This window comes from Aeromonas sp. ASNIH7 (genome assembly GCF_002903485.1).
Lineage (GTDB): Bacteria > Pseudomonadota > Gammaproteobacteria > Enterobacterales > Aeromonadaceae > Aeromonas > Aeromonas caviae.
On sequence record NZ_CP026226.1, the window covers coordinates 2,790,762 to 2,815,849 of the forward strand.

Genomic DNA, 25,088 nt, shown 5'->3' on the forward strand with positions numbered 1-25,088 from the left:
GCTAAAATAAAATAAATAATCAGTGATTTATTTTGTTATGCGGCTCAAAGGAAAGATGAATCGGGGCGGTGGGCATGCTCCTGCCATGGGGCGGATCCGGCGGCAGATTATCCCGGCGCCGGCTCAACGCATCACGCAACCATACTGCCAGATGGCAAACAAACAGCATGTGATGGGGATGCTGTCCGTCATGGGCAGTGCAACGCCGCCTGCGGTCTGTTGTTGGGACCAGCAACTCGTATGTGATGGAGATGCCGCTCGTCAGAGGATCCGCGCGAGTGGCCTGCGGTCTGTGGTGCCTGTACCCGCAACCCGCATTTGACAGGAGGCGCACCCTTTCATGGGGGTCAGCGCGAAGTGGTCTGCGGTCTCCTGCTCCAGTGCCAGCAACCAGCGCTTGATGGGGATGCCTCCCCCGTAGCCGGTCAGTTCACCGCTGCGCCCTATGACCCTGTGGCAGGGCACTATGATGCTGAGGGGATTGCGGCCGTTGGCGGCGCCCACCGCCCGCACCGCCCTGGGGTTGCCGATGGCCTCTGCAATGTGGAGGTAGCTGACGGTCTCGCCGTAGGGAATGTCGCACAGTGCCTGCCACACGGCCTGCTGGAATGGTGTGCCCGTGGCGGCCAGGGGGAGATCGAAGCGCCGCAGGCGGCCGGCAAAGTAGGCGGAAAACTGCTCGACGAAGGGGGCCAGGGCGGCATCATCCCGCTGCCACTCCGGTTGCGGCAGGATGGGGCGCTCCCCTTGCATGAATTCCACGTGGCGCAGCCCGGCCCCATCGATGGCGATGAGCAGGGGCCCCTTGGCGCACTCACAAAAGCTGTACTGCATTCTCTTGTCCTCGGGCTTGTGGCAGGTCACTCCAGCACGGGCTTGCCGCGGGTGGATTTGATCTCGCCCTTGCGTTTCTTGGCATCGACCCGCTTGCGTTGGGAGCTGCGGGTCGGCTTGGTGGCGTGGCGGGCCTTGGGGCGCCAGGCGGCTTTTTTCAGCAGCTCGGTCAGGCGGCTCATGGCCTCCTTGCGATTCATGTCCTGGCTGCGATGGGTCTCGACCCTGATCTGGATGAAGCCGTCGTGAACCCGGCTGTCGCTGAGCCGCTCCAGTCCCTCCTTGTAGAGCGGCGGCAGGCTGGGGGAGTCGCGATAATCGAAGCGCAGCCAGACGGCGGAGTCGGTCTTGTTGACGTGCTGCCCGCCATTGCCCTGGGCCCGCATGGTCTGGAATTGCAGTTCATGCCAGGGGATGATCACGCTGTTGGAGATGACTAACATGGGGTGATGCTCTCATTTGGTGCATCAAGGGAGTCTGGTGCAGCTTGGTGCCTCATTATGGGGCGAGATGCGCTTCCTTGGTGATCCTGAGCCTTTCTGGCTCAGAGTGTCATATCTATCTATATGAAAATAAACGATAAAAATACTTGGCACAAGAATTGATGACCCATTCGTGACATACCATGGATTGGGAGCAACCAGATGAAGCTGATTACTGCGATTATCAAACCTTTCAAGTTGGACGACGTGCGCGAGGCCATCGCCAACCTGGGGGTGGAAGGCCTGACCGTCTCCGAAGTGAAGGGTTTTGGTCGCCAGAAGGGGCACACCGAATTATACCGGGGGGCCGAGTACCAGGTCGACTTTCTGCCGAAGGTGAAGCTGGAGATTGCCACCGCAGACGAGAACGTCGAAGGGGTGATCGAGGCCATTTGCAAGGCGGCCTATACCGGCAAGATCGGTGACGGCAAGATTTTCGTCTATGACCTGCTGCAAGCGGTGCGTATTCGTACTGGTGAGAGCGACGACGAGGCGCTCTGAGTACGCTCCTTTGCCCGGCCGGGTCGGGCAAAGGTCCGGGCAGGTTCTGCCGACAGTGTGAATGGGTGGTCGTCGAAAGACCGGATGGGATTCCATCCGGTCTTTTTGTTTGGCCGCTGATTAAATAGATCGTTCCAACCCAGCAAACCGCCTTGATCCTCTCCTCCCGATTCATGCAGAATGCAAACGAAAATGGTTATCACTCTTTACGCAGACAAGGAACGGATGATGAAAATGAAGATGTTGGCACTGGCTTTCTCCACGCTTGTCGCCCAGTCGGCGTTCGCCGCCCAGGAGGTAAACGTCTATTCGAACCGTCAGGATGAGCTGATCAAGCCCATCATCCAGCAGTTCGAGAAGGAGACCGGGATCAAGGTCAATGTGGTGTTTGCCAAAGAGGGGCTGAACGAGCGTCTGGAACGGGAAGGCAAGCTCTCTCCGGCCGATCTGATGCTGACCGTGGACATCAGCCGTCTGACCGAGCTGGTGGACAAGGACCTGGTGCAGCCTGTGGACAGCAAGACGCTGCAGGAGAACATCCCCTCCATCTATCGCGATCCGGACAACCGCTGGTTCGCCCTGACCACCCGGGTGCGTGCCATCTACTCCAGCAAGGAGCGTCTTGGCAAGCTCGACACCATCCGCTACGAAGATCTGGTCAAGCCTGAATTCAAAGGAAAAATTTGTACCCGTAGCGGCAAGCACGAGTACAATGTGGCGCTGGTTTCGTCCATGATTGCCCATCACGGCATGGCGGATACCAAGACCTGGCTGGAAGGGGTCAAGGCCAACCTGGCGCGCAAGCCCCAGGGCAACGACCGTGATCAGGTCAAGGCGATCAAGGACGGCATCTGTGATGTCTCCCTGGGCAACAGCTACTACCTGGGTGCCATGTTGAAGGATCCGGCGCAGAAGTCCTGGGCCGACGCGGTGGAAATCAACTTCCCGAACCAGGGTGATCGCGGTGCCCACGTCAACGTGAGCGGCGTGGCCATGACCAAGTATGCCAAGAACAAGGAAGCCGCCCAGAAGCTGATGGAGTTCCTCTCCGGGGATACCGCCCAGCACATGTATGCGGATGTGAATGCCGAGTACCCGGTCAAGGCGGGGGTCGAGCCTTCTGCCATGGTCAAGTCCTGGGGCACGTTCAAGTCTGACCCCATGCCGGTCAGCGATTATGCCAAGCACCGCAAGGACGCCTTGCAACTGCTGGATGAAGTGAAATTCGACTTGTAATCAGATGGGGCCAACGGCCCCATCAACTTCTGTGGACTCATGAAACATTTTGGATGGATTGCCAGCAGCTGGGCCACCGCTCTGCTGCTGGGTTTGCCGGTACTCGCCCTGGTCTTCTCCGCCTTCTCGGCTGATGGGGAACTGTTTGCCCACCTCGCCGATACCGTACTGACCGACTATCTGCGAAACACGTCCGGTCTGGTGCTGGGGGTGGTCTGCCTCAGCCTGCTGTTCGGGGTGCCCACCGCCTGGCTGGTGGCCATGTGCGAGGTGCCGGGGCGCCGCGCCCTGCAATGGGCGCTGATGCTGCCCATGGCGATGCCCTCCTATATCGTTGCCTACGTCTATACCGACCTGCTCGACTACTCGGGCCCGCTGCAGGCGGGGCTGCGTGCCCTGTTTGGCTGGCAGGGACCGGCCGACTACTGGTTCCCGGCCATTCGCTCCCTCGGGGGCGCCGCCTGGGTGCTGGCGCTGGTGCTCTTCCCCTATGTCTATCTGCTGGCACGGGCCTCCTTCCTAGAGCAGTCGGTCAGCCTCATTCACTCCAGCCGTCTGCTCGGCTGCACCCCCTGGCAGAGCTTTCGCCGCCTGAGCCTCCCCCTGGCCCGCCCGGCCATCATGGTGGGGGCATCTCTGGTCGCGATGGAAACTCTGGCGGACTTTGCCACCGTCCACTTCTTTGCCATCAACACCCTGACCACCGCCATCTACGACACCTGGCTCGGCTACGGCAGCCTGGCGACCGCCGCCAAGCTCTCCTGTCTGATGCTGCTGGCGGTGGTGCTGCTCATCGCGCTGGAGCGCCGCTCCCGCCAGCGCCAGCAGGTGTTCCAGAAGTCCATGGGCTTCGAGCAGCCCCTGCGTTACCCCCTCGGGGGCCTGAGGGGCGTGCTGGCCGGGCTCTGGTGCTGGGGCCTGGTGCTGGCGGGGTTCGCCCTGCCGTTCGTCATCCTGCTCGATTACGGGGTGCGTTACTTCGCGCTGTCGTGGACGCCCGAATTCGTGCGCTTTGCGGGCAACAGCCTCGCCATCTCGGCCCTGACCGCCCTGCTGGCCATGGCCATTGCCCTGCTGCTCGGCTTCTTCCGTCGCCTCGATGGGGGGACTCGCAGCCTGCTGCCCCTGCGCCTCGCCGCCATGGGCTATGCCATGCCGGGGACCGTGCTGGCCATCGGCGTGCTGGTGCCGCTCACGGCCCTGGATTTTGGCATCAATGATCTGGCCGAGTGGCTCGGGATGCCGGGCCCCGGTCTGCTCCTGACCGGCACCCTCACCGCCATCGTGTTCGGCTATCTGGTGCGCTTCGTGGCCATCGCCATCGGGTCGGTGGAGAGCAGCATGAGCAAGATCTCCCCCAGCCTCGACATGGCTGCCCGCTCTCTGGGGCAGGGGGCGGGCGGCATGCTGCGTCGCATTCACCTGCCGCTGGTACGGCGCGGCCTCTTTGCCGGCGCCATGCTGGTGTTCATCGAATCCATGAAGGAGCTGCCCGCCGCCCTGCTGCTGCGGCCGTTCAACTTCGAAACCCTGGCGACCTACGTCTATCAGTTCGTCTCGGACGAGATGCTGGAGCGGGGGGCGCTCGGTGCCATCGTCATCGTGCTGGTGGGGCTGGTTCCCCTGCTGTGGATCAATCGTACCCTGGATGGTCCAAGCCATTGAGCGGCCCCGTCCGGCATCACTACGCGAGAGGAAAAGAACCTTGTCCTGCCTGAATATCGAGAAGGTCAGCTGTCACTACAATGGCCGCCCCGTGCTGGAGCAGCTCTCCCTGCAGGTGGCCGACAACGAGATTGTCTGTCTGCTGGGGGCCAGCGGCTGTGGCAAGACCACGCTGCTCAAGGCAGTGGCCGGTCTGCTGCCCCTGGCCCAGGGGGAGATCCGGCTGGGAGAGACCCTGCTCGATGCCCCCGGCGTGAGTGTGCCGCCGGAGGCCCGCCATATCGGCATGATCTTCCAGGATTACGCTCTCTTTCCTCACCTGACGGTGGCCGAGAACGTCGGCTTCGGCCTGACCGGGCAGGATCGCGGCCACCGCCAGCAGCAGGTGGACGAGGCGCTGGCGCTGGTCAACCTGCAGGGGCTGGGGGAGCGCTATCCCCATCAGCTCTCCGGCGGCCAGCAGCAGCGGGTGGCCATCGCCCGCGCCCTGGTGTGCAAGCCGCGCCTGATGCTGCTGGACGAGCCCTTCTCCAACATCGACACCCAGGTGCGGATGAAACTGATCCTCGAGATCCGCGCCCTGCTCAAACAGCAGGGCATTGGTGCCATCTTCGTCAGCCACAGCAAGGAAGAGGCCTTCGCCTTCGCCGACCGGCTGGCCCTGTTTCGCGCCGGTCGCATCGAGCAGGTGGGGGAGCCGGAGCAGCTCTATCGCCGCCCCGGGAACCGCTTCGTGGCGGAGTTTCTCGGCGGGGTCAATTATCTGGCGGCCGAGGTGGTGGACAGCCACTGCGTGCAGACCCTCCTTGGGACCATCTGCGGTCAGGAGCCCCATGGCCGCGCGGTGGGGGAGCGGTTGCAGCTCATGCTCAGACCCCAGCAGTTGGCGCTGACGGCGGCGGATGACGGTGAGCTCCGGGTGCGTGAGCAACAGTTCCTGGGCCATCACTGCCGGGTACTGGTCGAGTGTGGCGGCCAGCAACTGGAAGCCAGTATCGGTGAGCCCCTGGAAGGGGAGCGCGCGCGGGTGGCCGTGGCGCCTCATGCCCTGGTGTTGTTTGACCCCTTGCCCTGAGTGCGTGGTATTGTCGTGAAATCAATGAACTGGAAGCGCGCTGGTTTATAATCGCGCCACGCCCATAGCCAACGCACTTGGAGAGAGACATGAAAGCCCAAGCCGGGATCTGCGCAGAACCGAATCTGCACGCCCTCTATCTGATGTTCAATCGCACCGGTGACGCCGCTGCTCTGACCTCCCGCCTAGCCAGCCTGCCAGCACTCTGGGAGGCGGTGAGCGCCGACTTCCCCGATGCGGCCTTCAGCGGTCTGGTCGCCGTCGGGGCCGACGCCTGGGATGATCTCTATCCTGCCGCCCGGCCGCCCCAGTTCCGAGGCTTTATGGCGCAATCCGCCAACGGTCAGGAGGCCCCCAATACCCCGTTCGATCTGTTCGTGCAGTTGCGTGCTGATCGGGTGGACGTGCTGCATCATGCCGGTCATCGCGTCATGGCCCTGCTGGCCGGGCTTGTTGAATTGGCCGAGGAAGTCCGCGGTTTTCGCAACCAGGATTGCCGGGATCTGACCGGTTTCGTCGACGGCACCGAGAACCCGCAGGATGAGCACCGCGCCGAGGTGGCGTTGCTGGACGGCGGCGAGTTCGCCGGTGGTTCCTACATCCATGTGCAGCGCTGGGTCCACGCCATGAGCGACTGGGAGAAGCTGGCCCTGAAGGAGCAGGAAGACATCATAGGCCGCACCAAGGTCGACAACATCGAATACGAGTCCGCCGACAAGCCGCTCACTTCCCACATCAAGCGGGTCAACCTCAAGACCCCGAAGGGGGAGTCCATGGAGATCCTGCGCCAGAGCATGCCCTGGGGCACCATGAGCGAGCAGGGGCTCTACTTCATCTCCTGCTGCCGCACGCCGCTGCACTTCAACGCCATGCTGGCCAGCATGTACAAAGGGGAAGGCAGCCACTTCGACCACCTGCTGCGCTTCACTCGGGCGGTGACCGGGGCGGCCTTCTTCGCCCCTTCCGTCGATTTTCTGGTGGCCGAGGGCAAATAAACCCGGCCTGCCGACCGCTCAAAACAAAAAATCCCGGCCAAGGCCGGGATTTTTGTGCGGATCGCCCAAGGCGACCGGATCAGGGCGTCTGCTCGAACAGCTCGAGGGCGGAGAGGTAGAGCTCCTCGATGTCGGTATCGCTGGTCGGGGTGATGAAGATGGTGTCATCACCGGCGATGGTGCCGAGGATCCCTTCGGCCTTGCCGAGGGAGTCAAGCAGGCGGGCGATCAGCTGGGCTGCGCCGGGGCTGGTGTGGATCACCACCAGAGCGCCGTTGTGGTCGACATCCAGCACCAGGTTCTTGAGGGGGCTGGAGGTGGTGGGCACGCCCAGTTCCACCGGCAGACAGTAGACCATCTCCATCTTGGCATTGCGGGTGCGAACGGCGCCGAAGCGGCTCAGCATGCGCGAGACCTTGGATTGGTTGATGTTCTCGAAGCCCATCTCTTGCAGGGCAGTCACTATCTCTGCCTGGGAGCCGAAACGCTCCTCTTTCAGCAAGGCTTTAAAGGCCTTGGCCAGTTTTTCTTGCTTGTCGTTATGTTTCATCTTGGACTCACGAATGAGGGGAGTGACCGCCTGTCACGCTCAGGCGGCAGATACGAACAGCGCTGCTATTTTGCATTCATATGCCTGTTTTGGCAAGGAAGCGGCGCTTGTTCTGCATATTGATTCAAATATAGCTTGCATCAACTTATGCTGGCGCTAGAATCAGGACGAAATTTTGAAAACTTATTCAATTGGGCTGTATGGGTATCGAATTAATCGGCATCGAAAAATCCTGGCACAAGGTGCCGGTACTGCAGCAGGTGAGCTTTCGGACTGCTCCCGGCGAGACCTTGGTATTGCTGGGCCCGAGCGGGGCAGGCAAGAGCTCTCTGCTGCGCATGATGAACTTGCTGGACACGCCGGATGCCGGTGTGTTGCGCATCGCAGACAGTGAATTTTCTTTCCCGTCCAGCCTCTCTACTGCCGAATTCAACCGTCAGGCACAGGCGCTGCGCCGCAAGGTGGGCATGGTGTTCCAGCAGTACAATCTGTGGCCGCACCTCACCGTGATGGAGAATCTGATTGAAGCGCCCGTCAAGGTGCTCGGCATGAGCCGCGAGGCGGCCATCGAGAAAGGGGCCTATCTGCTGGCCCAGCTGCAACTGGCCGACAAACGGGACGCCTGGCCCGCACGGCTTTCCGGTGGCCAGCAGCAGCGGGTCGCCATTGCCCGGACCCTGATGATGGATCCCCAGGTGCTGCTGTTTGACGAACCGACGGCTGCCCTGGATCCCGAAATTACCAAAGAGGTGGCGGAGATCATCCGCACCCTGAGCCAGACCGGCATCACTCAGGTGGTGGTGACCCACGAGGTGGAGTTCGCCCGCAAGGTGGCCAGTCAGGTGATCTATCTGGAGAAGGGGCGGATCATCGAATCCGGCACCGCCGCCATCTTCCAGTCCCCGCAAACCAGCCGGTTTGCCGAATTCTTGATGCATTGATATTGAGTCGATAAGGAAGCTGTCATGAAAAAGAGTCTGTTGCTGATCGCCGCCATGGGTCTGCTGAGCACTTCTGTGCTGGCCAAAGAGATCAAGTTCGCCACCGAGGCAACCTATGCGCCGTTCGAATACCTGGATGACAAGAACGAGTTCCAGGGCTTTGACATCGATCTGGCCCGCGCGGTCTGCGAGCAGGCCAAGCTGGAGTGCAGCTTCCACAACCAGGCCTTCGACAGCCTGATCCCCAGCCTCAAGTTCCGTCGCTATGATGCCGTCATCGCCGCCATGGACGTGACGCCGGAGCGGGCCGCCCAGGTCGACTTCTCCGACATCTATTACGAGAACTCCGCGGTATTCGTCGCCAAGAAAGAGACCTTCAAGGGGCCGGACGATCTGGTGGACAAGACAGTCGGCGTGCAGAACGGCACCTCTCACCAGTCCTATCTGGTGGACAACTGGGTGAGCAAGGGTCTGCTGACCGTGCCCTACGCCAGCTACCAGAGCGCCTTCCTGGACATGATGAATGGCCGCACTGACGGCGTGTTTGCCGATACGGCGGTGGCCGCAGACTGGCTCAAGCAGCACAAGGAATACGCCGTGGTCGGTACCCCGGTGACCGACGCCAAGTACTTCGGTACCGGTTTTGGCATCGCGGTGGCCAAGGGCAACCAGGAACTGCTGACCCAGCTGAACAAGGGGCTAGCCGAGATCAAGGCCAACGGCACCTATCAGAAGATCTATGACAAGTACTTCGCGCAGTAAGCCATGTTGAGCCTGTTGTTGGATGCAGCCTGGATGACCCTCGGGCTGGCCCTGGCATCCCTGGTCGGTGGCATGGTGCTGGCACTGGCATTCAGTGCGGCTGAGTTGAGCAAGCAGCGTGCGTTGGTGTGGCCCGTGGCCACCCTGACCACCTTGATCCGTGGTCTGCCCGAGTTGCTGGTGGTGCTCTTCATCTACTTCGGCTCGACCCAGGTGCTGTTCCTCATCACCGGGGAGTATGTGGAGTTCAGCCCGTTCGCCTGCGGTGTGCTGGCGCTCTCCCTGCTGTTTGCGAGCTACGCCACCCAGACCCTGCGTGCCGCCCTCAATGCGGTGCCCCCTGGGCAGCGGCTGGCGGCGCAGGCGCTCGGCCTGGGCAAGGGGCACACCTTCTTTCGCATCGTGCTGCCCCAGGCCTGGCGTCACGCCCTGCCCGGGCTCGGCAACCAGTGGCTGGTGCTGCTGAAAGACACCGCCCTGGTCTCCCTCATCGGGGTGAACGAGATGATGCGTCAGGCACAGATGGCGTCGGCCAGCACCTATCAACCCTTCACCTGGTACGCCGCTGCCGCCCTCATCTACCTGGCCATCAGTCTGGTGAGTGAATTCGGCTTGAAGCAGGCGTCCCGCTATACCCGCCGTTACGGAGGCTGATCATGCAGGATTACCTGATGACCCTGCTGGGAGGGCTGGCGATCACCTTGCAGCTCACCGCATTCAGCTTGCTGCTGGGCGTGCTGATGGCGGCCGGCATGACCTGGGTGCTGGAGCGCCGCATTCCGGTGGCGACCCAGCTGGTGCAGCTCTGGGTACTGGTCTTTACCGGTACGCCGCTGCTCATCCAGATCTTTCTCATTTACTACGGGCCTGGCCAGTTTGAATGGCTCAAGGCGGGGCCGCTCTGGCCGCTGCTCAAGCAACCCTGGTTCTGCGCCGTGCTGGCGCTCGGTTTCAATACCGCAGCCTACTCCACCCGGTTGTTCAAGGGGGCGCTCGACGCCATCCCCGCCGGTGAAGTGGAGGCCTGCCGTGCGCTCGGCTTCTCGGCTGGACAGACCCTGTGGATGAAGACCCGCCATGCCGCCCGTCGGCTGGTCCCCGCCTATTCCAACGAGGTGATCCTGGTGCTCAAGGGGAGTTCGCTCGCCAGTACCATTACCATCATGGACATCATGGGGCTGGCCCAGCGTCTCAATGCCCAGACCTATGACACCCTGGCTGTGTTCACCGTGGCCGGAGCGCTCTATCTGACCATGAATGGATTGTTAACAATTGGTTTCCGCTGGTGTGAGCGTCGGGCACTGGCTTTCCAGTCCTGAAGCAGTCACATTTACCTCTTAATGGTGAGGAGGACACAGGAAATCTGTGTCTTTCCTCTCATTTATCGCATATTCCTCTCCGATTTCATCGCCGCTTGTTCCCTGGCTCACAGAACCCGTGATTACAACTGTTATCAGATTGTTTTTTAGGAGGGGATCCTTTAAGGTGAGGCGCACAATAAGAATCAGCATTAACCCAACTAGAAACAACCTTAAACCTACGCTTAGACATGGAGTTGATCATGAAAGTTGCCGTTCTGGGTGCCGCCGGTGGCATCGGCCAAGCCCTCGCTCTGCTGTTGAAAAACCGCCTGCCTGCCGGTTCCGAACTGAGCCTGTATGACATTGCCCCGGTCACTCCGGGCGTGGCGGCGGACCTGAGCCATATCCCGACTGACGTGAAAGTAAAAGGTTTCTGCGGTGAAGATCCGAGCCCGGCTCTGGTCGGCGCCGATGTCGTGCTGATCTCTGCCGGCGTGGCGCGCAAGCCCGGCATGGACCGTTCCGACCTGTTCAACATCAATGCCGGTATCGTCAAGAATCTGGTGGAAAAGTGTGCTGCTTCCTGCCCGAAAGCACTGATCGGCATCATCACCAACCCGGTCAACACCACGGTCGCCATCGCCGCCGAAGTGCTGAAGAAAGCCGGTGTCTATGACAAGCGTCGCCTGTTCGGCGTGACCACCCTGGATGTGATCCGTGGCGAGACCTTCGTGGCCGAAGCCAAGGGCCTGAACGTTGACAAGGTACGTGTCAACGTCATCGGCGGCCACAGTGGCGTGACCATTCTGCCGCTGCTCTCCCAGGTTGAAGGCGCCAGCTTCACCGCTGAGGAAGTGGCTGCCATGACCAAGCGCATCCAGAATGCCGGTACCGAAGTGGTGGAAGCCAAGGCCGGTGGCGGTTCCGCCACTCTCTCCATGGGTCAGGCAGCCTGCCGTTTCGGTCTGTCGCTCATCAAGGGTCTGCAAGGGGAAGCCAACGTCATCGAGTGTGCCTATGTGGAAGGCAACGGTGAGCACGCCACCTTCTTCGCGCAGCCGGTGCTGCTCGGCAAGAACGGTGTCGAAACCGTGCTGGACTACGGCAAGCTGAGCGCCTTCGAGCAGGAAGCGATGGACAGCATGCTGGCCACCCTGAAGGCTGACATCCAGCTGGGCGTCGACTTCGTCAAGTAAGTCTCTACGTCGACCACAAGGGGAGCCCAGGCTCCCCTTTGTCATTTTCGGGGTTGGGTGTGGCGGGCTAAGGAGATGGCTCTGGCTGCCGATAACAGAAGGCAGCAGGAGATCCCTATGATGAAACCAAGAACCCTCATCGCCATTATCGGTGTGTGCAGCTTACCCTTGCAGGGTGCGGAGCCCACCTCGGCCGCCGTGCCCACCCAGGCGGTGGCGGTTGCAGCCGCGCCGCCATCCGCGGCGTCTGCCCCCTTGTCACCGGCCTCATCATCGGCCCAGCCAGCCCTGACGCCAGCCTCTTCTGTCGCCACGTCATCCCTCCCTGTGTCAGCAGCGCCAGCCCAGGCGCCATCCGCATCCGCACCTGTACCGTCCGCACCGGCAGCTGCGCCGCTGCCCAGGGCGACGACGCAGGCATCCGCTGCTGCGGGAGAGTTGCAGGCCGTGCCGCTCTATCGCCAGGACGAACTGCTCAACTGGATAGAGCAGGGGCGCCATCTGGCCCGGGTGAAGCAGGACAGGTGCCAGCTCACCCAGGATATCGAGGCGCGGGCCTCGGTGATGAAGATCCCTGCCTATCAGTTCCTCTGGGGGGACATGCTGGCCTGGGGGGTTTGCACCAAGCCGGACGCCCAGATCGGAGTGCAGTACATGTGGGAGGCCGCCAACCAGGGGCTGGCGCCGGCGCTGGAACAGCTTGGCCGCTATTACTGGAAGGGGATCCTGGTTCAGAAGGATCTGGTGAGGGCCGAGACCCTGATGCGGGAAGCCGCGAGCCTCGGCTTCTTGCGGGCACAGATGGAGTGGGTGGAGATGTTGCTGCAGGGCATGGGGAGTCCCCTGGATTACGAGGAGGCGTATCACTGGCTGCACGGCGCCGTCATCGGCGACAAGGCCATGCACCAGAAGGCGGCGAGCCTGCTCAGCCGGCTCGGCAACCGGATGCCCGCCAATGCCATCGCCCGTGCCAAGGCGATGCACTGAGTTCTGGTAGCCCGCTTTGATATTACAAGGCCCACGAAGCTGTGCTTGTGGGCCTTGTGCATTCTCCCGGTCAGGGGAGGGATCAGAGGCCCTGATGGGGGCCGAAGACCTCGTAGTGCATCCGCTCGGCAGGCACGCCCACATTCTCCAGCTGAGCTTTGACTGCTTTCATGAACGGGACAGGGCCGCAGAAATAGTAATGGGCGTCGGCCGGAATGAGGTCGGTGACCTGCTCCAGTGCCAGAGTGCCGCTGAAGTCGTAATCCTCTCCTTTGACATCCTGCTCCCCCGGCTCCCGATACCAGATCCGGCTCTCCAGTTTCCCGTGTTGCCTGCTCTTTGCCCGGATCTCGTCCCTGAACGCGTGGTGGGCGCCGTGTTCGCAGGCGTGAAGCCAGCGAATATCCATATCCGGGCCATCGGCCAGCAAGTGGTTGAGCATGCTCAGCATGGGGGTGAGGCCGACCCCGGCGGAGATCAGCACCACGGGCGTGTCTGTCTCCTCTTGCAGGAAGAAGTCGCCGGCCGGCGGCATGATGTCGACCGTGTCACCGATGTGAAGATGATCATGCAACAGGTTGGAGGCCTGCCCCCTGGGTTCGCGCTTGACGCTGATGCGGTAGTCGCGGCCATTGGGGGCGTCCGAGAGGGAGTACTGGCGGATCTCCTGATGCTCGAGGGCGGGATGAACCAGCTTGATACTGAGATATTGCCCCGGTTTGAAACGCAACACGGGGTTGCCATCGAGGGGGGCCAGGACGAAAGAGGTGATGAGTTCACTCTCCTGACGCTTCTCCTTGATGATGAAAGGGCGGGTTCCCTGCCAACCACCGTCCTGGCTTGCCTTTTCCCGATAGAGCTCGCTCTCCCGGCCGATAAAGATGTCGGCCAGCACACCGTACGCCTTGCCCCAGGCGGTAAGGACCTCCTCCGTGACAGCGTTGCCACCCATTTCTTTGAGCGTGGCCAAGAGATGACTACCCACAATGTGATATTGTTCCGGCTGGATCAGGAAACCCGTGTGTTTGTGGGCGATGCGTTCAACGGCTCCGGCCAGGGCCCCCAGATTGTCAATGTTCCTGGCATAGGCCGCCACCGCACTGAACAGTGCCAAGGGCTGTCCCCCGCTACGCTGGTGAGCCAGGTTGAAGAGATCCTTCAACTCAGGATTGTGGCTGAACATGCGCTGATAAAAGTGCCGTGTGAGGTCAGGGCCCGCCGATTCGAGCAAAGGAATGGTGCTCTTGATGACGGCGATGGTGGCTTGGTCTAACATAGGAGGTCCTTTCTAATTGAACATCTGGAATGTTACTTATTAAGTTGCATCCTAAATGTTTAATTGATCTGGATCAATCATCAATTCTTCGCGCTAGGCGCTACAGGCACTATGAGACTAACGAGCTATACCGATTTTGGATTGAGGGCCCTGCTCTATTTGGCTACCCTGCCGGAGGGGGAACTGTCGAGCGTGGCCAAGGTATCCGCCTTGTACGATGTATCCCGCAACCACATGGTGAAGGTGGTGAACCAGTTGGTAAAACTGGGCTATCTGCAGTCACAACGCGGCAAGAATGGTGGCATCCGCATGGCGCGCTCCCCCGACGAGATCAATATCGGGCAAGTGATCCGGGCATTAGAAGGCAATCTGGACGGGATCGACTGCAGCTCCCCGGTCTGCCATATCGTCTCCGTCTGTCTGCTCAAAAGTGCCTTGAAGGAGGCGATGAACGCCTTCCTCGCGGTGATGGATGACTATACGCTGCAGGATTTGCTGGCAAACCGTGACGAGTTGCAGCAGGTGTTCGGTGAGCTCATCCCCACTCTGGTGCTGGAGCCGGATGACGAGAGCGAGTGAAACAAAAAGGCTGCCATTGGCAGCCTTTTTTCAATCCTCGTACCCTGAGTCGTCCCGGTACAGGTGCGGCATGATCCTCGCCATCTTCACCATGTTGTTCTCCACTTCGAGAATCTCGATAGGGTAGCCCGCCAGCCTGACACTGATGTTGGGTTGGGGGATCTCCTCAAGGTACTCCAGGATGGCGCCATTGAGGGTCCGTGGGCCGTCCATGGGCAGGTGCCAGTCCATCTCCTTGTTCAGCTCGCGGATGCTGGCGGAGCCTTCAACCAGGAAGGATCCGTCCGGCTGGGGATGGATCTCGTCACTCGGGGTCGGTGTCATGGAGGTGGTGAAGTCACCGACAATCTCTTCCAGGATGTCGTCCAGGGTGATCAGCCCCTGAATATCGCCATATTCGTCGACGATAAGGCCAATTCGCTCCTTGTTGCGCTGGAACTTGGCCAACTGCACGTTGAGGGGGGTCCCCTGGGGGATGAAATAGATGGGATCGACTTCCCGCAGCAGGCTGGACTTGCTGAACTGATCCCGGGCGACCAGTCTCAGGGCATCCCGTGAGTGCAGGAAGCCGACGACGTCATCGATGTTGTCGCGATAGAGCAGGATCTTGGTGTGGGCGCAGTGGGCCAGCTGGCGCAGTATGATCTTCCAGTCGTCATTGATGTCGATGGCGGAGATCTCGCTGCGCGGGACCATGATGTTCTCCACCGTCATCTTGTCAAGATCCAGGATGCTTATCAGCATCTCCTGGTGGTGCTTGGGAATGAGATTGCCCGCCTCGTTGACGATGGTGCGCAGCTCTTCGGAATTGAGGGAGTCATCCTTGTTGTGCTCTAGACGCAAGAGTTTCAGCAGCAGGTTCGTGATGCTGTTGATGAGCCAGACAAGGGGAGCGAACGGCACCATCAGCCCCTTGAGGATCCAGGAGGCAGGGTAGGCTATCCGCTCGGGGAACATGGCCGCCAGTGTCTTGGGGGTGACTTCCCCGAATACCAGTACCACCAGGGTCAGCCCGAAGGTGGCAATGGCGACGCCGAGATCCCCGAACAGCCGGATGCAGACGATGGTCGCGATGGCGGAGGCCAGGATGTTGACCAGATTGTTGCCGATGAGAATGAGGCCAAGCAGGCGGTCCGGCCTAGCCAGCAGCTTCTCGACCCGGCGGGCAGCTTTGTGCTTGGTCTGGGCCAGATGCCGCAGCTTGTAGCGGTTGAGCGACATCAGACCGGTTTCGGAACTGGAGAAGAAGGCTGACAAAAGGATCAAGATAACGAGAACAATCAGCAATGTACTCGTTGAGATACTGTCCAAGAAGGGCTCCTGTAAGGATGGTTGGGGAATGTTCGTGCGTCAGCTAAGCAGCACTTCCTTGACGAAGCGGCTGCCAAAATAGGCCAGTGTCAGGATGAAGCTGCCGATGAGGCTCAGCATGATGACCTTGCGGCCGCGCCAGCCACGGGTATGGTGACCCCAGAGCAGCAGAGCGTAGACGCACCAGGCCAGGATAGAGAGGATGGCCTTGTGGGACTTGCCCTGGGCAAACATGTCTTCCAGGAAGAACAGGCCGGATGCGATGGAGAGGGTCAGCAGCAGCAGACCTGCGGAAATGAGCTGAAACAGGCGTTTCTCCACCGTCATCAGGGGTGGCATGGCTGGCAGGTGGCTGATCTTTCTGGATTTCAGTTGCCTGTCCAGGCAGGCAAGCTGGAGGGCAAACAAGCAGGCGATCATCAGTACCGAATAGGCCATCAGCGCGAGGCCTATGTGCAGCAGTAACTGGGGGTGCGCTTCCAGATGGGTGATGTAGCGCCCGGGAATGAGCGCGCTGGCTGCCAGCAGCAGGGCTGAAAAACTGTAGACGACGGGCAGCAGGATCCAGCCGTTGAAGCGTCGGGTGACGCAGGTCATGAAGCAACTGATGATAAGGCTGACCAGGGACGCCACGTTCAACATGCTGAGATTCTGGCCGGAATGGGTGGTCAGCACTTCGCTGCCCACCGCCATGCCATGGGCGGTCAGGGCCAGGCCGACACAGACGAACAGCGATACTTGCCCGACGGGCTTGGCGCTGAGCAGCAGGTGCAGTGAAGCGATGATGGCCAGCAGGTAAAACGCCAGGGCCAGAACAGAGATCACGATCATAACCAGGTCGTTGTCAAACAAGCTTTATGGATAAGAGGGGCAGTATACCTTGCACAAGATATGCTCGCCAGTTGTGCCAGAGGCTAACTGCCCACATATAAGTAGGCGTTGATGGTCACCGTGCGGCGAATAATCGTCCTCCGGCGTTGACTGGGGTATACTGCCCTTCATTTGTTGACCTGCCCGTTCGATGGCAGGCCGCCGCGGCAAGCGGCGAGTAATCGTCCCTAGAGTGCTGACCGGGGTATAATGCCCCCAGTGTCACGCCAAGAACCGGAAAGCGTCATGTTTGAGAATTTGACTGAACGACTCTCGCGCACCCTGCGCAACGTCAGCGGCCGCGGCCGTCTGACTGAAGAGAATATCAAGGATACCCTGCGCGAAGTCCGCATGGCGTTGCTCGAGGCGGACGTCGCCCTGCCGGTGGTGCGCGATTTCGTGGCGCGCGTCAAGGAACGAGCCGTGGGCCAGGAAGTGGCCAAATCCCTGAGCCCGGGCCAGGCCTTCATCAAGATCGTCCATGGCGAACTGGTCACCGTGATGGGGGAGGCCAACGAACAGCTCAACCTGGCTGCACAGCCGCCGGCCATCATCCTGATGGCAGGTCTTCAGGGGGCCGGTAAGACCACTACGGTCGGCAAACTGGCCAAACTGCTCAAGGAGCGCAGCAAGAAAAAGGTGCTGGTGGTCAGTGCGGACGTCTACCGTCCGGCGGCGATCAAGCAGCTTGAGACCCTTGCGGGCGACATCGGTGTCGACTTCTTCCCGAGTGATGCCAGCCAGAAACCGATCGCCATTGCCACTGCCGCCATCGATCAGGCGCGCAAGAAGTTCTATGACGTGGTGATCGTCGATACTGCCGGTCGTCTGCACGTCGATGGCGAAATGATGGCGGAGATCCAGGATCTGCACGCCACCATCAAGCCGGTCGAAACCCTGTTCGTGGTGGATGCCATGACAGGCCAGGATGCCGCCAATACCGCCAAGGCCTTCAACGAGGCGCTGCCGCTCACCGGTGTGATCCTTACCAAGGCAGACGGTGATGCCCGCGGTGGTGCCGCACTGTCGGTTCGCCATATCACCGGCAAGCCGGTCAAGTTCATCGGTATGGGTGAGAAGACCGACGCGCTGGAGCCGTTCCACCCGGATCGTCTCGCCTCCCGCATCCTCGGCATGGGAGATGTGCTCTCTCTCATCGAAGAGGTGGAGCGCAACGTCGATAAAGAGAAGGCGGCCAAGCTGGCCAGCAAGGTCAAGAGCGGCAAGGGCTTTGACCTGGAAGACTTCCGTGAGCAGTTGGCCCAGATGCGCAACATGGGTGGCATGATGGGAATGCTCGACAAGCTGCCTGGCATGTCCGGCCTGCCGGACAACATCAAGGATCAGATGGATGACAAGCTCACCGTGCGGATGGAGGCCATTATCAGCTCCATGACGCCGAAAGAGCGTGCCCATCCCGATCTCATCAAGGGCTCCCGCAAGCGCCGCATCGCTGCGGGCTCCGGCATGCAGGTCCAGGATGTGAACAAGCTGCTCAAGCAGTTCACCGAGATGCAGCGCATGATGAAGAAGATGTCCGGCAAGGGCGGCATGCGCAAGATGATGGGCCAGATGAAGAACATGCTGCCCCCCGGATTCGGTGGTGGCGGTCGCGGTCCGTTCTGATTTTCCTGCTGGTCAGGCAGAAAGGCTCACCCTGGTGAGCCTTTTTCATGCCAATCCCTGCGCAAAAAATAGCTGGCTTGGTTGCAATTATTACGAATCCAAGTAGAATTACGCGGCTTATTTTAAGCTAGGGTCTGCGTATTTGCAGGCCTTGTTCATTAGATGTTTATGAGGACGATATGGTAACCATTCGTTTACAACGTGGTGGCGCGAAAAAGCGTCCGTTCTACCAGGTAGTAGTTGCTGACAGCCGTAACGCCCGTGACGGTCGTTTCATCGAGCGCGTCGGTTTCTTCAACCCGGTTGCTGCTGGTAACGCTGAAAAGCTGAACCTGGACCTGGCTCGTATCGAGCATTGGGTTGCTACTGGTGCCGCTGTTTCTGACCGCGTTGCCAAGCTGATCAAAGACGCTGCCAAAGCTGCTTAATCAGCCAAACGGTAGGGAGTTAAGGTGGAAAAACCTGTAGTTCTGGGCACCCTGGGGACCGTTTACGGAATCAAGGGCTGGCTTAAAGTGAACTCCTTCACCGATGTTGCCGAAGCGATTTTCGATTACAACCCCTGGCTGATCAATCAGAACGGGGCGTGGCGTGAAATCCGGGTGTCATCCTGGAAGCGTCACAACAAGGGTCTGATCTGCAAACTCGATGGTATCGATGTGCGTGAGGATGCCCTGGCATTGACCAACGTCGAGATTGGCGTCCCCGCCGATCTGTTGCCTGCGTTGCCCGAAGGGGAGTTCTACTGGCGTGACCTCATTGGTTGCACCGTGGTAACCACCAAGGGATACGACCTGGGCAAGGTGACCGAATTGATGGAAACCGGCTCCAACGATGTGTTGGTGGTTGAGGCCAATGTAAAAGATGCCTTTGGTGCAAAGGAGCGGTTGATACCGTTCCTGGAAGAGCAGGTGATCAAGAATATTGATCTGACTGCTCGAACAATCGAAGTTGATTGGGATCCTGGTTTCTAGTTTCCCGCGCTAACACGGGTGCCGGAGGTTTCTTATGTGGATTGGGGTCATTAGCCTCTTCCCGGAAATGTTCCGAGCCATTACCGAGCACGGGGTAACGGGTCGGGCCGTCAAGAGTGGCCTGCTGCAGATTGAGTGCTGGAACCCTCGGGACTTCACCCACGACAAACACCGTACGGTCGATGATCGTCCTTATGGTGGTGGGCCCGGCATGTTGATGATGGTTCAGCCGCTGCGTGATGCCATTCATGCAGCCAAGCAAGCGGCGGGAGACGGGGCGAAAGTCATCTATCTCTCTCCTCAGGGACGCAAGCTGACTCAAGCGGGCGTGACCGAGTTGGCGACGAATCAGAAACTGATTCTGGTCGCCGGTCGATACGAAGGTATCGATGAGCGCGTGATACAAACCGAAGTCGACGAAGAGTGGTCTATCGGGGATTACGTGTTAAGTGGTGGTGAGTTGCCTGCCATGACCCTGATCGATGCGGTTTCGCGTCTGGTCCCGGGGGTCTTGGGCGATCAGGCCAGTGCCGAGCAGGACTCCTTCACGGATGGGCTGCTGGATCATCCCCACTATACTCGGCCGGAGGTGTTGGATGGGCTGACGGTGCCCGAGGCGCTGACAAGCGGCAATCACGAAGTGATTCGGCGCTGGCGACTCAAGCAATCGCTCGGACGAACCTGGCAGAGAAGGCCGGAACTTATTAACAACCTAGCTCTGACTGACGAGCAAGAATCACTTCTTGCCGAGTATGTCCGCGAAGTGCGTGACAGCGTTAAGTAGAGTTTTCAGTTTATCCTAGGTAAGGAAAGACAATGAGCAAGATTATTCAGCAGCTTGAACAAGAGCAACTGCGTACCGACATCCCGGCTTTTGCCCAGGGCGACACCGTACGTGTTCAAGTTCGTGTTAAAGAAGGTGGTAAAGAGCGTCTGCAGGCTTTCGAAGGCATCGTGATTGCCAAGCGTAACCGCGGTCTGCACTCTGCTTTCACCGTTCGCAAGATCTCCAACGGCGAAGGTGTTGAGCGTGTATTCCAGACTCACTCTCCGCTGATCCACAGTGTAGAACTGAAGCGTCGTGGTGATGTTCGCCGCGCCAAACTGTACTACCTGCGCAACCTGTCCGGCAAAGCTGCTCGTATCAAAGAGAAGCTCAACTAATTCGATTCGAATTGGTGTCGGTATGTCGGCGAAAAGCTCGACAGGTAGTGAAAAGGCTCGCCAATGGCGAGCCTTTTTTGTATCCGTGTGCGGGGTATTGGCTCAACCGGGCTGGCTGACCCGCACCACCGAGTTGTCACGCCCGAAGGGGCCAGGCACATAGTCGTCCGCCTCCCAGTCGTTGTCATAAAGGGTTTCACCATCGGGTTGCACTAGCTGATAGCAATACTCGAAATGGCTGGGGCCATCGGTCGGCAGGTTGAGTGTCGCCTTGAACTCCCCGTTTTTCATCCTCTTCAGTTCAATGGGCTGCCACTGGCTGAATTCACCCAGCAGCAAGACCTGCTCGGCATCACCGGCGGCCTCCTTTTCGACGGCAAAGGTCACCTTGACCTCGGGACGGGATTTGAGGAATTGCTTGTTGATCGGCATATGGACTCCTTGTCACTGGCTGCGAAGAAAGTAGCGCTGGTTGTTTTTATATCACTTTATGACAAGGATGTTGATAAACAGGATCAAAGGGGGAGGGCAAAATGGCGCTGCAGGAGTTGATGGGTGAACTCGATCTTGAGGTAGAAGCCCCGTGGTAGCGTCATGATGGGTTGGCCATTGCGGCCGATGGCGCGGGTCAGCGCTTTGCTGTTGGCCGCCTTGGGGCGCAGCTGCAATACCTGGCCGTGGCGGGCGCTGATCTGCTCCACTTCCCCCAGCACTATCATGTCCATCAGCTCTTCCCAGTCCTGTCGCAGCAGTCCTTCTTCCTCTTCATTCGGGCTCCACAGCAGCGGCATGCCGACGCGACGGTCGCCGACAGGGATGTCGCGGCTGCCTTCCACTGGGATCCAGAGCACCCGCGACAGCTTGTTGCGCACGTTCGACTCCTCCCAGCGCTGGCCGCTGACCCCGATGAGGGGGGCCACGCAGACAAAGGTGGTTTCCAGCGGGCGCCCTTGAGGATCGACGGGGATCGTCTTGAGCTCTATGCCGAGTTCGGGGAAATCCTGCTCCGGTCGGCTACCTGCACTGGCCCCCAGCTGCCACTCGATCAACTGCCCTGTCCAGCCCTTGTCACGCCTGAGATCCCGCGGTACGGGGATGCCCGCCGTTGCGGCAAGCTGGGCCAGAGTGAAGCCAGCCATGGCGTAGGCTCGACTGAGCAGCTCTTGTTCTGACTGGGGATTGGCGGGCATGAGGGCTCCTCTGGAGATAATAGACATCGCAATACGGATCCTTGCATGGTATCGCTGATTTTATAACCGATCCTCGCCCGACTATACACAGGGAGACATGGGTGACAGAATTCAACATATCTAAATGATTTTAAAGGGTTTTACTTTATTTATCCAGTATGTTGGCCCGCCGGATCCCCGCATAAACGAGTTGTCCAAGGGTTTGTGCGAGCTGTTGCACACAGTTATCCACAGAAATCTTGGATAACTAGCGTAAAGTGGTGAAAGGAAGCGTGGCACCAGAAATAAATGTGAGAGTACGCCGATTTTCAGCGCCATTTCGGTGCAGATAATGCGCCATATCTGTGGATAAATCCGTCTTGGTGGATCTTTGAGCAGTCGAACTTGTTCACAATTGACAGGCTGGATCCTCTTAGGCAAAAGACATGGATCTTGATCCAGCAATTAAACTATAACCTTATGTATTTAAATGTATATTTTGTTTTTAAGTGAATCGGGTATGATATGCTTCCGTGCAATGCCACAGTATAAAACTACTGTATATACCTGCTTGATCACAGGTTTATGCACAGTCTGGGTGGGCAACTTGCCTAGCATGAACCTTCAATTTGTTTATAACTTTGCTTGAAATGCCAAGTTATTCATGAATGGAAGATGACAGTCCCTGTTTGCCGCCACGGGGTGAATGTGGAACAATCTCGTTATAGATTCAGCCTTTATAAGGTGATCACGTGATAGATGGTGACGGATTTCGTCCCAATGTCGGCATCGTGATCTGTAACCGTGACGGACAAGTATTGTGGGCTAAGCGCTATGGGCAGCACTCCTGGCAGTTTCCGCAGGGGGGGTTGATGATGGTGAATCGCCGGAACAGGCCATGTATCGTGAGCTGTATGAGGAGATAGGCCTCAAGCAGGACGATGTGACCATACTGGCGACCAGTCGCAACTGGCTGAAGTATCGCTTACCCAAACGACTCGTCCGCTGGGACAGTTCACCGGTCTGTATTGGCCAGAAGCAGAAATGGTTTTTGTTGCAGCTCGATCCTGGCAAAGAGTCCAGGATCCAGTTTGGCTGTCATGGTCACCCGGAATTTGATGATTGGCGTTGGGTCAGCTTCTGGTACCCGGTTCGTCAGGTCGTCTCCTTCAAGCGGGAGGTTTACCGCCGGGTGATGAAGGAGTTTGCCCCGCTGGCCATGCCAGTCCCCGTGGTGCAGGCTAACCGAAAAGATGGGCGGCGCAACCGCTCGCGTTAAGGAGCACAACTAGTTGCTGACGGAACTCAGACGCATCGTGGAAAGCATGGCCGAGGCCAACACCCTCGAACAGGCCTTGCAAGCATTGGTGAGCCAGACCCGGCTCGCCATGACGGTGGACTGCTGCTCCGTCTATGTGGCCGAGCCGGACATGCGCCGCTATCGACTGGCTGCGACCGATGGTCTGGCCGAATCGGCCGTGGGCAAGGCCACCCTGCCGTTCGAGCAGGGTATCGTCGGCCTGGTGGGTCAGCGTGAAGAGCTGATCAACCTTGCCGATGCCCCCTCTCATCCCAGTTTCAAGTTCCTGCCCGATGTGGCGGAAGAGGCGTTTCGCTCCTTCCTCGGCGCTCCCATCATGCATCAGCGTCAGGTGGTGGGGATTCTGGTCGTGCAGCAGAAGGAGAGCCGCCTCTTCGATGAGGGGGAGGAGTCCTTCATGGTCACCCTGGCGGCTCAGCTGGCTGCCCGCATCGCCCAGGCCCAGGCCAAGGGGTGGCTGCAGAAGACCGACTGGAGCAAGCCGCTGCGCGGTATTGCCGGGGCGAGTGGCATCGCCATCGCCAAGGCCTGGGTGTGGCGTCCGCGCAAGGCGCTCAATACCATCACGCCGCGCAAGGACGAGGATCATGCCAAGCAGCTTGCCCGTCTCGAGCTGGCGGTGGAGGAAGTGCGCCATGATCTGGAGAGCCTGGCACTGCGCTTTCGCGAGAGCTACAGCCAGGACTCGGTCGCCATCTTCGACATCTATCTGCACCTGTTGAACGATCCCGGCTACATCAAGCCCATCCGCAACAAGGTCAGCAAGGAACACTGGACCGCCATCTCCGCGGTCAAACTCATCAGCGATCGGCTGATAGAGCAGTTCAAGGGGATGAAGGATCCCTATCTGCGGGAGCGCTCCACCGATGTGAAAGACATCGCCCAGCGGCTCATCAGCCGGCTGGTGCAGGACGAACCCGAGCAGCTCACCATCGGCGAACCCGTGGTGCTGGTCGCCGATGAAGTGACGGCCACCATCCTTGCGGAGATCCCGAGGGAATTTCTGAGCGGTGTGGTGTCGCTCAAGGGCGGGACCAACTCCCATGCCGCCATCCTGGCCCGTGCCATGGGGGTGGCGGCCATCATGGGGGTGGATCTGCCCCTCGGTGACATAGGCGGGCGCACCCTGGTCATCGATGGCTACAGCGGCGATCTCTTCATCGAACCCAACCAGGTGATCCTGACTGAGTACCGGCAACTGCTGAGTGAGGAGCGGGCACTCGACACCCTGGTGCGTAGCGTCGACAACCAGCCCTCCGAGACTGCCGACGGCACCAAGGTCTCTCTGCTGCTCAACGCAGGGCTGAGTGCGGATACCGAGATCTCCCTCAATCATCTGGCGGACGGGGTCGGGCTCTATCGCACCGAGATCCCCTTCATGCTGCAGGACAGCTTCCCTTCGGAGTGGGAGCAGACTGCCCGCTATCGCGGGATCCTGGAAACCTATCGGGATCGCCCGGTTTGCATGCGGACTCTGGACGTGGGGGGGGACAAACAACTGCCCTATTTCCCCATCGTGGAGGAAAATCCCTTCCTTGGTTGGCGGGGGATCCGGCTCACCCTGGATCACCCCGAGCTCTTCCTGGTTCAGCTCAAGGCCATGTTGCGGGCCAGCGAAGGGCTGGACAATCTGGCCATCATGCTGCCGATGATCAGCAGCGTCAGTGAAATCAAGGCCTCCCGTCGTCTGCTGGATCAGGCGTGGCGCGAGGTGTCGGAAGAAGCGGCCAGCCGCGATGCGGTGATCCGCTACCCCAGTCTCGGGGTGATGATCGAAGTCCCCTCCGCGCTGTACATCCTGCCGGAGATGGCGCCGCTCATCGACTTCTGGTCGGTGGGCAGCAACGACCTGACCCAGTACCTGCTGGCGGTGGATCGCAACAATGCCCGTGTCGCCAGCATCTACGATGCCTTCCATCCCGCGGTGATCCGCGCTTTGCAGCTGCTGGTCGATGCCTCCCGGCGCTATCACAAGCCGGTTTCTGTCTGTGGCGAGCTGGCTGGCGATCCGGTCGGAGTGCTGCTGCTGCTGGCCATGGGCTATCGTCGTTTCAGCATGAATACCCACAACATCTCCCGTATCAAATACGTGCTGCGGCAATCCGACCTTGGCGAGTTGAAGGCGCTGATGGCGGATGGTCTCAAGCATGACAATCCTCACGTGCTGCGCGGCCTGTTTGCCCGCTATCTGGAAGAGCACGGTCTGGGAGGCTTGCTGCGGGCTGGGCACAAGGTCAGGCTGCCCGATTGATATTCCGTCTTGTTACTGCGTA

The 25,088-nt window shown here is 59.7% G+C and carries 25 protein-coding genes and 2 pseudogenes; 19 read left to right on the top strand and 8 right to left on the bottom strand.

Features of this window, described 5'->3' with window-relative positions; translation table 11 throughout:
* Positions 1–342: 342 nt before the first annotated feature.
* Both C2U47_RS13105 and arfB read right to left on the bottom strand, forming a co-directional pair.
* Positions 343–834: pseudogene (locus C2U47_RS13105) on the bottom strand (methylated-DNA--[protein]-cysteine S-methyltransferase); the annotation flags it as partial.
* Positions 835–860: 26 nt separating this feature from the next.
* Positions 861–1,277, bottom strand: coding sequence for an alternative ribosome rescue aminoacyl-tRNA hydrolase ArfB (gene arfB / locus C2U47_RS13110; protein ID WP_010673067.1), 417 nt, complete (start codon positions 1,275–1,277; stop codon positions 861–863).
* Between the two features lie 201 nt (positions 1,278–1,478).
* On the opposite strand from arfB, the gene glnK reads away from it, so the two are divergent.
* The 5 genes from glnK to C2U47_RS13135 all read left to right on the top strand — a co-directional run bounded on the left by glnK (position 1,479) and on the right by C2U47_RS13135 (position 6,788).
* Complete coding sequence (gene glnK / locus C2U47_RS13115) at positions 1,479–1,817, top strand: P-II family nitrogen regulator (protein WP_005332325.1); 339 nt, start codon at positions 1,479–1,481, stop codon at positions 1,815–1,817.
* 228 nt (positions 1,818–2,045) lie between these two features.
* On the top strand, positions 2,046–3,053 hold the full coding sequence (locus C2U47_RS13120; RefSeq protein WP_042864454.1) for a Fe(3+) ABC transporter substrate-binding protein: 1,008 nt from the start codon (positions 2,046–2,048) through the stop codon (positions 3,051–3,053).
* 39 nt (positions 3,054–3,092) lie between these two features.
* A complete protein-coding gene (locus C2U47_RS13125) occupies positions 3,093–4,718 on the top strand; it encodes an ABC transporter permease (protein ID WP_069784309.1) in 1,626 nt (541 codons plus the stop codon).
* Between the two features lie 40 nt (positions 4,719–4,758).
* On the top strand, positions 4,759–5,793 hold the full coding sequence (locus tag C2U47_RS13130; protein WP_069784308.1) for an ABC transporter ATP-binding protein: 1,035 nt from the start codon (positions 4,759–4,761) through the stop codon (positions 5,791–5,793).
* An 89-nt stretch (positions 5,794–5,882) separates the two neighbouring features.
* The gene (locus C2U47_RS13135) at positions 5,883–6,788 is read left to right on the top strand and encodes a Dyp-type peroxidase (RefSeq protein WP_042864452.1); all 906 of its coding nucleotides are present in this window, start codon (positions 5,883–5,885) and stop codon (positions 6,786–6,788) included.
* Positions 6,789–6,867: 79 nt separating this feature from the next.
* Here the strand turns inward: C2U47_RS13135 and argR are convergent, their stop codons facing one another.
* Positions 6,868–7,338: a transcriptional regulator ArgR gene (gene argR, locus C2U47_RS13140; RefSeq protein WP_005308670.1), complete on the bottom strand. Its 471-nt coding sequence runs from the start codon at positions 7,336–7,338 to the stop codon at positions 6,868–6,870.
* Between the two features lie 200 nt (positions 7,339–7,538).
* Between argR and C2U47_RS13145 the strand changes: the two genes are divergently transcribed.
* The 6 genes from C2U47_RS13145 to C2U47_RS13175 all read left to right on the top strand — a co-directional run bounded on the left by C2U47_RS13145 (position 7,539) and on the right by C2U47_RS13175 (position 12,525).
* On the top strand, positions 7,539–8,279 hold the full coding sequence (locus tag C2U47_RS13145) for an ATP-binding cassette domain-containing protein (protein ID WP_041214472.1): 741 nt from the start codon (positions 7,539–7,541) through the stop codon (positions 8,277–8,279).
* 24 nt (positions 8,280–8,303) lie between these two features.
* Positions 8,304–9,041, top strand: a complete 738-nt coding sequence (locus C2U47_RS13150) for an arginine ABC transporter substrate-binding protein (protein WP_010673073.1) — start codon at positions 8,304–8,306, stop codon at positions 9,039–9,041.
* Between the two features lie 3 nt (positions 9,042–9,044).
* The gene (gene artQ, locus C2U47_RS13155) at positions 9,045–9,695 is read left to right on the top strand and encodes an arginine ABC transporter permease ArtQ (protein ID WP_042014905.1); all 651 of its coding nucleotides are present in this window, start codon (positions 9,045–9,047) and stop codon (positions 9,693–9,695) included.
* Between the two features lie 2 nt (positions 9,696–9,697).
* Entirely contained in the window at positions 9,698–10,360 is a 663-nt protein-coding gene (gene artM, locus C2U47_RS13160) for an arginine ABC transporter permease ArtM (protein ID WP_010673075.1), read from the top strand.
* A 242-nt stretch (positions 10,361–10,602) separates the two neighbouring features.
* The gene (gene mdh, locus C2U47_RS13165) at positions 10,603–11,538 is read left to right on the top strand and encodes a malate dehydrogenase (protein ID WP_010673076.1); all 936 of its coding nucleotides are present in this window, start codon (positions 10,603–10,605) and stop codon (positions 11,536–11,538) included.
* Positions 11,539–11,934: 396 nt separating this feature from the next.
* The gene (locus C2U47_RS13175; RefSeq protein WP_029313773.1) at positions 11,935–12,525 is read left to right on the top strand and encodes a tetratricopeptide repeat protein; all 591 of its coding nucleotides are present in this window, start codon (positions 11,935–11,937) and stop codon (positions 12,523–12,525) included.
* Between the two features lie 82 nt (positions 12,526–12,607).
* Here the strand turns inward: C2U47_RS13175 and hmpA are convergent, their stop codons facing one another.
* Positions 12,608–13,801, bottom strand: a complete 1,194-nt coding sequence (gene hmpA / locus C2U47_RS13180) for an NO-inducible flavohemoprotein (protein WP_069784306.1) — start codon at positions 13,799–13,801, stop codon at positions 12,608–12,610.
* A 111-nt stretch (positions 13,802–13,912) separates the two neighbouring features.
* On the opposite strand from hmpA, the gene C2U47_RS13185 reads away from it, so the two are divergent.
* Entirely contained in the window at positions 13,913–14,380 is a 468-nt protein-coding gene (locus C2U47_RS13185) for an Rrf2 family transcriptional regulator (RefSeq protein WP_069784305.1), read from the top strand.
* 30 nt (positions 14,381–14,410) lie between these two features.
* Here the strand turns inward: C2U47_RS13185 and C2U47_RS13190 are convergent, their stop codons facing one another.
* Together C2U47_RS13190 and C2U47_RS13195 are read right to left on the bottom strand one after the other, a co-directional pair.
* On the bottom strand, positions 14,411–15,691 hold the full coding sequence (locus tag C2U47_RS13190) for an HlyC/CorC family transporter (RefSeq protein WP_010673081.1): 1,281 nt from the start codon (positions 15,689–15,691) through the stop codon (positions 14,411–14,413).
* Positions 15,692–15,730: 39 nt separating this feature from the next.
* Positions 15,731–16,522, bottom strand: a complete 792-nt coding sequence (locus C2U47_RS13195; protein ID WP_069784328.1) for a cytochrome C assembly family protein — start codon at positions 16,520–16,522, stop codon at positions 15,731–15,733.
* A 285-nt stretch (positions 16,523–16,807) separates the two neighbouring features.
* Here C2U47_RS13195 and ffh point away from each other — a divergent pair, with 285 nt between their 5' ends.
* The 5 genes from ffh to rplS all read left to right on the top strand — a co-directional run bounded on the left by ffh (position 16,808) and on the right by rplS (position 20,325).
* On the top strand, positions 16,808–18,187 hold the full coding sequence (ffh, locus tag C2U47_RS13200) for a signal recognition particle protein (protein WP_010673083.1): 1,380 nt from the start codon (positions 16,808–16,810) through the stop codon (positions 18,185–18,187).
* Between the two features lie 179 nt (positions 18,188–18,366).
* Complete coding sequence (gene rpsP / locus C2U47_RS13205; RefSeq protein ID WP_010673084.1) at positions 18,367–18,615, top strand: 30S ribosomal protein S16; 249 nt, start codon at positions 18,367–18,369, stop codon at positions 18,613–18,615.
* Between the two features lie 24 nt (positions 18,616–18,639).
* The gene (gene rimM, locus C2U47_RS13210) at positions 18,640–19,161 is read left to right on the top strand and encodes a ribosome maturation factor RimM (protein WP_039039979.1); all 522 of its coding nucleotides are present in this window, start codon (positions 18,640–18,642) and stop codon (positions 19,159–19,161) included.
* Between the two features lie 34 nt (positions 19,162–19,195).
* Positions 19,196–19,945: a tRNA (guanosine(37)-N1)-methyltransferase TrmD gene (gene trmD / locus C2U47_RS13215; RefSeq protein WP_010673086.1), complete on the top strand. Its 750-nt coding sequence runs from the start codon at positions 19,196–19,198 to the stop codon at positions 19,943–19,945.
* A 32-nt stretch (positions 19,946–19,977) separates the two neighbouring features.
* On the top strand, positions 19,978–20,325 hold the full coding sequence (rplS, locus tag C2U47_RS13220) for a 50S ribosomal protein L19 (RefSeq protein WP_005313505.1): 348 nt from the start codon (positions 19,978–19,980) through the stop codon (positions 20,323–20,325).
* 102 nt (positions 20,326–20,427) lie between these two features.
* Here rplS and C2U47_RS13225 read toward each other — a convergent pair whose 3' ends face one another.
* Both C2U47_RS13225 and mutH read right to left on the bottom strand, forming a co-directional pair.
* Positions 20,428–20,757, bottom strand: a complete 330-nt coding sequence (locus C2U47_RS13225; RefSeq protein WP_010673087.1) for an isoamylase early set domain-containing protein — start codon at positions 20,755–20,757, stop codon at positions 20,428–20,430.
* Positions 20,758–20,840: 83 nt separating this feature from the next.
* Positions 20,841–21,515: a DNA mismatch repair endonuclease MutH gene (gene mutH / locus C2U47_RS13230; RefSeq protein ID WP_103261678.1), complete on the bottom strand. Its 675-nt coding sequence runs from the start codon at positions 21,513–21,515 to the stop codon at positions 20,841–20,843.
* Between the two features lie 770 nt (positions 21,516–22,285).
* Between mutH and rppH the strand changes: the two are divergent.
* Both rppH and ptsP read left to right on the top strand, forming a co-directional pair.
* Positions 22,286–22,773 (top strand): annotated as a pseudogene (gene rppH / locus C2U47_RS13235) (RNA pyrophosphohydrolase).
* Positions 22,774–22,786: 13 nt separating this feature from the next.
* On the top strand, positions 22,787–25,066 hold the full coding sequence (gene ptsP / locus C2U47_RS13240; protein WP_041214477.1) for a phosphoenolpyruvate--protein phosphotransferase: 2,280 nt from the start codon (positions 22,787–22,789) through the stop codon (positions 25,064–25,066).
* Positions 25,067–25,088: the final 22 nt, after the last annotated feature.